Here is an 11025-nt window from a genome sequence, read left to right as displayed (position 1 = left end):
CCTTGTGGTGCATCAGTAGCCGCAGTACGCACCGCCGTTGACGTGCAGGGTCTGGGCGTTGACCGCCCCGCTCGAGGGCCGACAGAGGAACGAGACCGCCTCGGCGATCTCGTCGACGGATACCGCCCTACCGAGGGGAGAGTTCGACAAGACCCTGTCGATCTCCTCTTTGAGGCGACGGGCGTGCTCCTCCGAGCGGCGTACGCGGACCGTGTCCACAATGCCGGGCGAGACGATATTCGCCGTCACCCCCAAGCCACCGAGCTCGACCGCCACCCCGCGAATGAGACCCTCGAGACCAAGCTTCGCCGCGCCGACATGCGTGTGGCCACGCATACCCTGGTGCGGGCCGTCTCCACTGATGGCGACGATGCGGCCGAATCCGTCAGCAATCATGTCCTCCACGCATGCCTTCAAGCAGTAGAAGGCGCCGTCGAGGGTTACATCGAGCGTCTCGCGCCACTCGCGCGCCGACAGCTCAAGGAAGGTGGCGCTGGACCGGGTCGCAGCCGACAGCACGACGACACCGGGGGCGCTGAGCTCACTACGCAGCTCCGACACCATCCGATGCACGGCCTCTGGGTCCCCCAGATTGGCGACGGCGACGTGGGAACGACGGCCGAGCGACTCGATCTCGGCCGCGACCTCCTCCGCCGCTGCACGATCTTTCCGCACGTTCACAGCAACGTCGAAGCCATCGCGGGCAAGGCGGAGCGCGATCGCGCGCCCAGTGTTCCGCCCCGCCCCGGTCACCAGAGCGGTACGCGGGCGGGCTTGCGACTCAACGACGGCGGCGCTCACGCGACGCCTCGCCGGCACAGCACCAGACGCCCGATTCGGACAGCCACCCCCGTCGTCGCGCTCGCAGGCATCGACCGATGCCGAGTGCTACTCACAGTGATCTCGTTCACAGGCTTACTGTACATAAGTTACCCCTAGTTTCAACCCAACCCTCCGCGGATCCGAGCGCCAAATCGCAGGGTTGACACCGTGTGATGTGTGCCATACGTTTCTGGCGATAATTTACATAATTTTAATCGCTCGGCGCCCACCCGGTCCGGCAGCCACAGGTTCCTCGCCGCTCACTGAGACACGGGTCATCGGCGCGTCGAGGCCCCGCTCTCGTTCGCAGAGCGACGTACGCCGCTGCCCAGGCGACCGGACAGAGGATTGGAGATGCTGTGTCCCTAGAAGTCGGGGCCTTGCTCATCTGCATCGCGGTATTCGCGATCGGGATTTACCGGCGGGTCAACGTCGGGATCCTGCTCATCGCCGTCGCCGCCGCCGTGGGAGTCTGGCTCGCCGGAGTGCCGATCGACGACGTCCTCGCCGGCTTCCCCATCGACCTGATGATCCTGCTCGCCGGAGTGACGTTCTACTTCGGAGTGGCCCAGGCCAACGGCACCGTCGACCGGCTGATCAATCTGGTGGTGCGTCGCGTCGGCCACCGCCGCTCGCTCATGCCGTTGACCTTCTGCGCCATGGCAGTACTGCTCGCATCAATGGGGAACCCCGGGGCCGCTCTGGTGCTGATCCCGCTCGCGATGAACCTTGCCGACAAGCAGGACATCGAGCGCGTCCTGATGGGCATCGCGGTCGGCACCGGCATGAGTGCCGGCGGGTTCGCCCCCACCAGCACCTTCGGCATCATCGTCGCGGGCACCGCGAAAACGGCGGGCATCACGCTCAACTCGCTCGTTCTCTTCAGCATCGCCCTCGCGGCCAACCTCCTACTACTCGCGGCCGCCTACATCCTGTGGAACCGCCGTGGAGCACGGGCCGACGACGTGGTCGAGCAGACAATGCACAGTGAGAGCCACGAACTTGTCAGCGCGCGCACACTCGGGAGCACCGACAGCATCGCACCGGTCGGCGGGCCGCCTTCGGCCAGCGCGAAGCCCTCCGGTCCGCGCGGCGCGGACCACGAGGAGAGCAGGCCGGCCGGTCCGATGTCGTTCATCCAGGTAGTGACCCTCGTCAGCCTGGTGGCACTCATCGTCACCGTCGTCGTGGCCAACCTGTTCGACGTGAGCCCCGACATCGGCGTCCTCGCCTTCGGCCTGGGCTCACTCCTGATCCTGATCGACCCCTCGTCGGCCAAAGAGGGCGCAGCAAAGATCGACTGGTCGACGATCCTCCTGGTGGGGGGCATCATCACCTACGTCGGCGTACTCCAGAACGTGGGAACCATCGACATGCTTGGGGACTGGGCGGCCAGCATGTCATGGCCCCTCCTCGCGATCTTCGTTCTGTGCGTCATCGCCGGACTCGTCTCCACGTTCGCTTCCACGCTGGCCATGATGGCGCTGTTGGTACCGCTCGCTGTGCCGCTGGTCATGGAGGGCGGACTGCCCGGTTGGGCCGTCATCTGCGCGATCGCGATCTGCGTATCCATTGTGGACAACTGCCCGTTCTCGTCAAGCGGCGCCATGATGATCGCGACCACGCCCAACCCGGACGACCGGCCGCGCCTGACCAAGAACCTGGCCCGGTGGGGATTCTCGTTGGTGGTGATCGGCCCCGCCGTCACGGTCGGGCTCCTCATCGTGCCCGCGCTCGTCATCGGGTGAGGACCGTCCTGTCCTGTGCCGTGGCGCCGCTCAGAAGCCCCACGGCACAGGACGACCGGACAGTTCACCGGACTTCTGCCAGAAGCGTCCCGCCTCCCGGAGATGTGCCTCCATCTCTCGCCGAGCTCGGTGTGGGTCTCTGGCCGCGATCGCCTCGACGATGCACTCGTGGGCATCTGCGACCGCCAAACGTCGCGCCGGCTTGTACTGGACGCCGCGTGAAGTCCCATCCAACACGGACTTGAGCGTGTCGAGGAAAGCCTGCATCACAACGTTGCCCGTAGAAGCCGCAATCTGCCAGTGGAAGAACTGGTTCTCCTCAAGGAACGCCGCCTGATCGTCGGCTTGGTCACGCATACGTTGGACCGAGTCTCGCAGCTTGCTCATTTCCTTGTTGGTCATCCGCTCGGCAGCCAGCATCGCGCTCTGCGGCTCCACACAGCAACGGGCCTCGATGACGTCATCGAGCGTGGCCGATGCGAAAAGCAGCTGCACCGTCAGCGCTTCCCGGAGATCCTCTGGACGAGGATTACGCACCGTGGGCCCACCGTTGCGCCCCCGCCTGATCTCGACGACCCCCCATGCCTCGAGGATCCGCAGGGCTTCTCGCAGGGTGTTCTTCCCGACGCCGAGCTGTTCCTGGAGCACCGATTCGATGGGGAGTCGGGTGCCAGACGTCATCTGGTTGCTCACGATGACATCGACGATCTCCCTGGCGACCCGCTCACCCAGCTTCTGACCTCGCGTCCGGCTATCTCTCGGCGACGTGAACGCGCCGTTGTCGCTGTTCATGGGCCTCCTGTTCCTCTTACCCACATATATTATTCACATATTGAGTTCGGACGACACGCGAGACCGGACGCGCCGACGGCGTCGTACCCTGCCGGGCACCCGAGCCTGCAGTCCGCCCTGTTCAGAGGCTTGCCGCGCTGCGGCCCGCGATCCGGCCGCTGCAGAGCACCTCGGCGTAGTAGGCGTACTGACCGGGGTACAGGTCCCCCATCATCTGGCCCATCTCGCCACTGCCGAACAGGCCCTGGATGGAGTGACCGAACACGTGGACGATCTGGCCGTGCTCGTTGCGACGGGGGCCGCCCGTGGTGTTAGTGCCGCCGGGCCACAGCCTTACGCAGTAGAACGGGGGCTCATCGAGAGGCGTCAGGGTTTCGTCATCACGGAACGCATCTCCACCCGCGCTGCATGCCGCGTTGTAACGCTTGATCTCGCCGACCAGGGTCGCCGGATCGGTGATGCCGACCTCGGTCGCGAGCTCCTCCCAGGTGTCCGCTCGGACGACCCATCCGCGCCGGATCTCCTCGACGTTGTCAGAGCTCCACGTGTAGCCAACCTGCTTCGCGTTCCCGTAGCCCGGGATCGTGAGCGGCCCGGCTGCCACCCGCTTGTGATCGAAGAACCAGTAACACGGGATACGGGAGAACTCGCCGCGGTCGGGGTCGAACTGGAGGAGGTGATAGTAGAAGGAGTGGGAGAGCTCGGCCTGGCCCGACTCGTCTGCGAATCGTCGTCCCCCGCCATCGGTGATGACGTAGCCGTACGGTCGAGCATCCCCAAGCCATGCCAGGTCCAGGAGCATGATCGTGTTCAACGCTGTGTCGTCGTCGAGCTCGAAGTGGCCCACCCCGCGCCCCGAAATCGCGGACATGTGCCACAGGTCTGCTCCTACCGCCTGTGCCATCCGGATGCCGTCGCCGGTCGCGGTCGCACTGCCATAGATGTGCACGTCGGCGCCGCCAGTGAGGTACTGGCGCCTCATCTCGGCGTCGAACCCGAAGCCCCCGGTCGCGAGGACCACCCCGCGGCGCGCCAGCACCCGCCCGCCAGTGGCTGGATCCAGCTCTACGCCGACGACTGCCCCCGCCTCAGTCAGCAGACGCGCGGCGCGCGCTCCATAGTGCACCGGAATTCCGCGAGCCTCTACTGCCGACCTCAATGCCTCGAAGAGAGCCTCACCGCTGGCGCGCTTCCACTCCCCATCGACCAGGCCCTCGCCGTGAGAGGACCGAATCGACGCAGCACCAGGAAAGTGCGGATACTCCGCGGACGCATACGCCGGGCCGAGGCGGTAGACATCAGGCGCCACGGAGCCGAGCCACTCGTGGATGTGCACGATCTCCTCGGCCCAGGTGGTCGAGACCTCCGCGGGGATCACGTCGCCCGCGCACCGCTGGAGATAGTCACCCGCCTGGCGCGAGTCGTCGGCGTACATGATCCCGCCCGCCAGCAACGCGGTCGACGGCCAATGGTCGGCCCGAGGCTGCTTCTCGAGGATGACTACCGTGGCCCCCGCATCGTGAGCCTCGATCGCCGCCGCGGCACCCGATCCGCCGAACCCGACGACAACCACGTCAGCTGACTCCACTGCCGCGTCCCCCGCTGTCGAGGCACGCATCGCCTTGCCGGCTGAGTCATTCACCACGAAAAATCCCTATCCCGTCCGTTCCCAGTTGCCGCATCGATCGCCAGTCCTCATCCCCACCGCAGGACCGCTCGCGCGGTCCGCCCTAGCAGCCACTCCTTCTGGTCGAGGTCGAAGGGGGCCCTCTGCCATCTGCCGCATCACGTCAGACAGCTTCGGATCACGCCGATCAACCTGTCCGAGGTAGCGGAAGCGATCGGGGTACGTCGCAACGGCCAGCCGTGAGAACGGCCTGCGCGGGCGCCAGAACCCGTCGACCTCAACCTCCCCCGGAAGCAGGTCCAAGAGCGCAATACGGGTCATCTTGACCAACCCGCGATACACCGGCCGGCAGGTCTGGAACAAACAGCGTAAACGCGAAATCCTCATCGACGTCCACGACGTCACCCTCGGACACGAAACCAAGATGACCTGGAACCCCCAGGACACCTGGGTATGGTCGAGCGAGATCGTCAACCCGCAGATCATCGACGAGGAGACCTTCACCGCTGCGCAACAGATGCTGGCCGCGCGAGGCCGCGGGCGCACCAGTCACAAACCGCATCGCCACCGCCACCCGTACGTGCTGCGTGGCGTTCTGTACTGCGGGATCTGTAACCGCCGGATGCAGGGCCAGCGTAATCACGGCGCCGCCTACTACCGGTGCCGGTTCCCCGAGGAATACGCACTGGCCAACCGGGTTCAACACCCCCGCAACGTCTACCTGCGCGAGGACGTCCTACTCCCCGCCCTAGATCGCTGGGTGGGCCGCTACTTCGCCCCCCATCGCCGAACCGAGACCATCGCAGCCATCGCAGCCGCCCAAGGCGGAGACGGCGAGGACACCACCTCGGCCCTAGCACGTCACGCCATCGCTGAATGCGACCGTAAACTCGCCCGCTACCGCGCCGCTCTCGATGCCCTGGACGAGGACACCGACCCGGCCGTCATCGCAAGATGGATCACCGAGATCCAACAGCAGCGCGCCGCTGCTGAAGCCCAACTACGCCAAACCCCACGGCAGATCCACCTGACCCACGATCAGATCACGAACCTGGTCAACCAGCTCGGCGACCACACACAAGCCATCGCCACCGCCGACCCCGCACGCAAGGCCGACCTGTACACCAAGCTCGGCCTGCGCCTGACCTACCATCCCGCAGAACAGACAGTGCGGGCCGAGGCTCACCTCGATACCCGCACGGCGTGGGAAAATGGTTCGTGTCCGAGGGGGGACTTGAACCCCCATGCCCCGTGAAGGGCACTAGCACCTCAAGCTAGCGCGTCTGCCTATTCCGCCACCCGGACCCTGCCGCGTGCGCGTCAGCGCGTCGCGGCCGCATCACCATACCAAAGCTCCCGACTCGCGGCGAAGTCGAGCGCGCGGCACGATGGGGTTGATACGTACCCACGTTAACCCGCAGGCGCAAGGGGAGATAGTGATCGTTCAGCCGAGCGCAGAGGACGAGGTCGTCGAGCTGTGCCAAGAGCTCATCCGCATCGATACCAGCAATCCCGGCGATCACTCCGGTCCCGGTGAGCGCGCGGCCGCGGAGTACGTCGCCGAGAAGCTCGTCGACGTCGGCCTCGAACCCACGATCCTGGAGTCCCACCCCAAGCGTACGAGCGTCGTCGCGCGGATCGAGGGCGAGGATCCCTCCCGTGATGCGCTGCTCCTGCACGGCCACCTCGACGTCGTACCGGCGCAGAAGGACGACTGGACGCGCGACCCGTTCGCCGCCGAGATCGCCGACGGCTGCGTGTGGGGACGCGGCGCCGTCGACATGAAGGACATGGACGCGATGATCCTCGCGGTCGTGCGGCAGCGGCTGAGAGAGGGCCGCAGGCCGCCGCGCGACGTGGTCCTGGCGTTCACCGCCGACGAGGAGGCCGGCGGTAAGTGGGGCGCGCAGTGGCTGGTGGACGAGCACGCGGAGCTGTTCGAGGGCTGTACGGAGGCGGTGGGGGAGGTCGGAGGCTTCAGCCTCACGGTCCCGGGCGACCGGCGGCTGTACCTGATCGAGACCGCCGAGAAGGGCATCGCCTGGATGCGGCTCTCGGCCCGGGGCACGGCGGGGCACGGCTCGATGGTCCACCGTGACAACGCGATCACGGCGCTGTCGTCGGCCGTGGGCCGGCTGGGCGCGCACGAGTTCCCGATCCGGCTGACCAAGACGGTACGGGCGTTCCTCGAGCGGGCCTGCGAGGCGTACGGGGTGGAATTCGATCCCGACGATCCGGAGAAGTCGCTCGTGGAACTCGGCCCGCTGGCGCGCATGATCGGGGCCACTCTGAGGAACACCCTGAATCCGACGGTGCTGGACGCCGGTTACAAGGTGAACGTCATTCCCCAGGAGGCGAGGGCGCAGGTCGACGGGCGATTCCTGCCCGGGTACGAGGACGAGTTCTTCACCACGGTGGACGAGCTTCTCGGCCCGGACGTCGTACGCGATTTCGTGCACCATGACAGCGCCATCGAGACCGATTACGCGGGTGCCCTCGTGACGGCCATGGAAGAGGCGCTGACCTCGCAGGACGCGGGCGCTTTGCCGGTGCCCTACTGCCTGTCCGCCGGCACCGATGCCAAGGCGTTCGCCCGGCTGGGCATGCGGTGCTTCGGCTTCGCTCCGCTGCGTCTCCCCCCAGATTTGGACTTTTCCGGAATGTTCCATGGCATCGACGAAAGGGTGCCGGTAGACGGATTGCGGTTCGGCGTCCGGGTCCTCGACGAGTTCCTTGATCGCGCCTAGTCCCGTCCCTTTCTAGATCGCCCATCGGATTTTGCCTCGGCAATCTTTGAATTGCCGACACCGCTGCGGAGCGTGGTGCTACGGTCACCATCCGTAGGGAGCGGCTTTACGCTCCCCGCAGGCCGGCCGAGCGCCTCGAGCGTCGTCCACAGGGCCTGTGCCGGAAGGTGGCAACGGCCGAGGAGGGCCCGTGGCGCGCGAGCCGAAGCGGATACGGACGGCGACCGTCCGGCTGCGGTTCGTCTTGCCCGCGTGGGCTCGTGACCCGGTCGTTCGCCGCCTGCTCGTGGTCGCCGGGATCATGGTGGCCGGATGGCTGCTCGGCACCGCCGGGCCGGCGCATGCCGGCACGTCGGCCGGGCCCGCCTCCGGCACGCCGCACACGGTGCCGGGCCACACGGTGCCGGGCCACACGGGGCCGGGCACCGTGCCGGCGGTGCCCGCTACGACCGCCGTGCCGCAGATGGCCGCGGTGGCTACGGTCACTCGGGTGCAGGAAGTGGTCGGCGTGCCGGACACGGCCGCCGCGATGACCACGTCGAAGGCGGCCGGGCGCCGGGCGGCGGGGTATTCCGTCCGCCGCCTCGGTACGGGCCCGGAGATCGCTCTCGTACCGCTCCTCGCGACCCGGGCGACGGCGTCCCCAGTGATTTCCCCGGTTCGGTCCACGATGACATCACCGGTCACGCCGGATACCTCGGTGCCGGGTGCGTCTTCGCTGCGCAAGGTGAGCGGTGGCCTCGCGGATTCTCTGCGTGAGGCGCAGCGCGCTCTCCCCGTCCACCTGCCGGCGGTCCTCGACGTGCCGGGCATGGCCTGGGCCTCCGTGACCGACCTCGCGTCGGCCGGACCGTGGTGGCCGGATGGCACGGGCGTCGATCTCTCTTGGACTCCACGGCAGCGCCTTGGTGCGGATGCCGGATCAGGCGATCGGGCCGAGGTGCGAGCACCTGAGCCGTTCGCCGTGTCGGGGGCGTCCAAGGGCGATCGAGGGACCTTCGGCGCGGCCTTGTCGCACCCGGCACCCGTCCCCGCCGTGGAACATCCGCAGCCTTTCGTCTTCGCGGCACCCGCGCATGTGCTGCGCCCGGCGGCCGGCCCCGTCTTGGCGGGCGTAGGACTCGCCCATCTCGGCGGACCCGGGGCCGTGGCACGGCCGTGGCGCCTGCCGGCACCGCCGCCGTTCCTCATCGGTCCGGCCGTCCACTCTGCGACGAATGAGCCGTCCTGCTCGCCTGACTGACCGAAGCCTCGGCCCTGGAGAAGGCCGGGGCCGGGACGTGCCGTCCCTCGGCGGCGCGTCATATGCGGACATCCCAGAAGAACCCTTCACACGCCTATTTCGCATAACAACCTTCCATTCAGACTCAGGAGCATCCATGCGTATGTGGACCAAGGGCACGGCACGTGCCGCTCTGTTCACCGCAAGCTTCGTCGCCGTGGGCACCGGCGCCATCTCCCCTCTCGGCGCCTTCGCCGACACCACAAGTGGCGAATCCAGCCTGCTCGGCGGCAACCAGATCAACGCACCCGTCTCACTGCCGATCAACGTGAGCGGCAACTCCGTCGCCGTCGTCGGCGACGCCGTCTCGCACTCCAAGGGCGGCGCGAAGGTCGTCGATCGCGAATCCGGTGACGATTCGCGGGACCGGAGGACCTCCGGCCGGCACAGCGTCGGCGGCGGAAACCAGATCAACGCGCCGGTCAAGGCGCCGATCAACGCCTGCGGCAATGCGGTCGCGGTCGTCGGCGAGGCGCTCGCGGGATGCGAGGGCGGTGCGAAGGTCGTCGGAGACCGGGGCACAGGCCACCGCGGCGGCGATCAGCGGACCTCCGGCCGGCGCTCGATCTTGGGCGGCAACCAGGTGTTCGCGCCGATCAGCATTCCGGTGAACGCCTGTGGCAACGCCGTCGCGGTTCTGGGCGATGCCCTGGCCGCGTGCGAGGGCGGCGCGAAGGTGGTCGGTGACGGCGGCGGGACCCGTGGCGGTGATCGGCGCACCTCCGGCGTCGGGTCGGTACTGGGCGGCACCCAGGTGTTCGCGCCGGTCAGCATTCCGGTGAACGTCTGCGGCAACGCGATCGGCAACGCACTGGCCGGCTGCGAGGGCGGTGCCTCCGTCAAGCCCACCGGGACCGGCCGTACGCCCGGCGGAAGTACCTCAGGCCTGCACAGCATCGGCGGTGGCAACCAGATCGACCTGCCGATCCAGGTGCCGGTGAACGTCTGTGGCAACGCGGCCGCGGTGCTCGGTGACGCGATCGCCGGCTGCACCGGTGGTGCCGGGGGACATGGCGGGCACGGCGGGCACGACGGCTACGGGAACGAGGGCTACGGGAACGAGGGCTATGAGCCCGGCCGTCGCACGTCCCACAACGCGACCGTGACCAGGGCACTGCCGGTTCTGCCGGACCAGGCGAAGGCGCTCCCGCTGACCCACGGTGCCGCGCTGCCCGCCCTGCCCGAACTGCCCGAACTGCCCGAACTGCCCGAGCAGGGGCCGGCCGGGAAGCCGGTCACCTACTCCGCCGCGCAGACCGCTCTGCCCATCGACGATCCGACGATTCCGCCCAACCTGCCGGTGCGGCCGCCGGTGCTGTCCGAGCTGCCCGTCAAGGCGCCGGGCGGCCTGTCGAGGCTCCCCGTGCCGACCGAGCAGCTGACGACCGAGCAGCTGGCGGCCGAGCAGCTGGCGACGGCACTGCCGGCGCAGGAGCGCAGGGGCCCCGTCGCGGAGGACGGCACCGTTCCCGGGTTGTTGCCCGCCAACCCGCTCCCCGTCCGCCCGCCGGTCGTACCGGGCGACGCGCGCTCCCGGGCTCTGCCGATCCCGCCCCATGACCTGCCCGAGCCCCCGGCCGTCGGAAAGGTCGGCAAGGTCGATGCGGCGCAGGTCGGTGGAGTCACCGATGAGCTCCACCGGACGCAGCGGCCGGTCACCGGGCTGATCCCGATGGCCGCCGACGATCTGCTCACCGGCGGGGTCACCGGGGGATCGGCCTACATCGTGGCACTCGGCGCGATGCTGGTCGCCGCGGCCGCGGTGATGGCACTCACCCGTCGCATCCGCTTCGGCCGCCGGTAGGCCACAGCGGGGTGACCCAGACGCTTCGCCCGTGAAGGGTGGTGTGCGGCCTTCGGGGCCGCCCACCTTCCGCAGGTGAAGAGAGACGCTTTGCCCGTTCCGGGGGCGCGGCCCGGGACGGGCAAAGCCCTGTTCACGCACGATCCTGTTCACGGTCGAAGTACCCTTGTGACCCGGCATTTCAGCGGCGCGGCGCATTTGGT

8 protein-coding genes, 1 tRNA gene and 1 pseudogene are annotated in these 11025 nt (G+C 68.0%); 6 read left to right on the top strand and 4 right to left on the bottom strand.

Annotation, left to right across the window (positions count from 1 at the left end; genetic code table 11):
* Positions 1-12: 12 nt before the first annotated feature.
* Entirely contained in the window at positions 13-801 is a 789-nt protein-coding gene (locus tag HKK74_RS21630; RefSeq protein WP_187245078.1) for an SDR family NAD(P)-dependent oxidoreductase, read from the bottom strand.
* 380 nt (positions 802-1181) lie between these two features.
* On the opposite strand from HKK74_RS21630, the gene HKK74_RS21625 reads away from it, so the two are divergent.
* Positions 1182-2570: an SLC13 family permease gene (locus tag HKK74_RS21625; protein ID WP_187245077.1), complete on the top strand. Its 1389-nt coding sequence runs from the start codon at positions 1182-1184 to the stop codon at positions 2568-2570.
* A gap of 30 nt (positions 2571-2600) precedes the next feature.
* Here the strand turns inward: HKK74_RS21625 and HKK74_RS21620 are convergent, their stop codons facing one another.
* Both HKK74_RS21620 and HKK74_RS21615 read right to left on the bottom strand, forming a co-directional pair.
* Positions 2601-3362 (bottom strand): FadR/GntR family transcriptional regulator, encoded by a 762-nt coding sequence (locus HKK74_RS21620; protein WP_187245076.1) that lies wholly within the window; start codon positions 3360-3362, stop codon positions 2601-2603.
* 121 nt (positions 3363-3483) lie between these two features.
* Positions 3484-4950, bottom strand: coding sequence for an FAD-dependent oxidoreductase (locus tag HKK74_RS21615; protein WP_187245075.1), 1467 nt, complete (start codon positions 4948-4950; stop codon positions 3484-3486).
* A gap of 286 nt (positions 4951-5236) precedes the next feature.
* On the opposite strand from HKK74_RS21615, the pseudogene HKK74_RS42175 reads away from it, so the two are divergent.
* Both HKK74_RS42175 and HKK74_RS21610 read left to right on the top strand, forming a co-directional pair.
* Positions 5237-5506 (top strand): annotated as a pseudogene (locus HKK74_RS42175) (recombinase family protein); the annotation flags it as partial.
* On the top strand, positions 5507-6244 hold the full coding sequence (locus HKK74_RS21610; protein ID WP_312881662.1) for a recombinase zinc ribbon domain-containing protein: 738 nt from the start codon (positions 5507-5509) through the stop codon (positions 6242-6244).
* On the opposite strand, the gene HKK74_RS21605 is transcribed toward HKK74_RS21610, so the two are convergent.
* Positions 6209-6294: transfer RNA gene (locus tag HKK74_RS21605), tRNA-Leu, on the bottom strand. The genes HKK74_RS21610 and HKK74_RS21605 overlap by 36 nt on opposite strands.
* A 131-nt stretch (positions 6295-6425) precedes the next feature.
* On the opposite strand from HKK74_RS21605, the gene HKK74_RS21600 reads away from it, so the two are divergent.
* The 3 genes from HKK74_RS21600 (at position 6426) to HKK74_RS21590 (ending at position 10822) form a co-directional block, all read left to right on the top strand.
* Positions 6426-7736, top strand: coding sequence for a M20/M25/M40 family metallo-hydrolase (locus HKK74_RS21600; protein ID WP_376771543.1), 1311 nt, complete (start codon positions 6426-6428; stop codon positions 7734-7736).
* Between the two features lie 190 nt (positions 7737-7926).
* The gene (locus tag HKK74_RS21595) at positions 7927-8979 is read left to right on the top strand and encodes a hypothetical protein (RefSeq protein WP_187245072.1); all 1053 of its coding nucleotides are present in this window, start codon (positions 7927-7929) and stop codon (positions 8977-8979) included.
* A gap of 136 nt (positions 8980-9115) precedes the next feature.
* Entirely contained in the window at positions 9116-10822 is a 1707-nt protein-coding gene (locus tag HKK74_RS21590) for a chaplin family protein (protein WP_187245071.1), read from the top strand.
* The last annotated feature ends 203 nt before the right edge of the window (positions 10823-11025 follow it).

It is taken from the genome of Actinomadura alba, from assembly GCF_014323705.1.
Lineage (GTDB): Bacteria > Actinomycetota > Actinomycetes > Streptosporangiales > Streptosporangiaceae > Actinomadura_C > Actinomadura_C alba.
The sequence above is the reverse complement of the archived record's forward strand: the minus strand, read 5'-3'. Positions and strand labels throughout refer to the sequence as shown.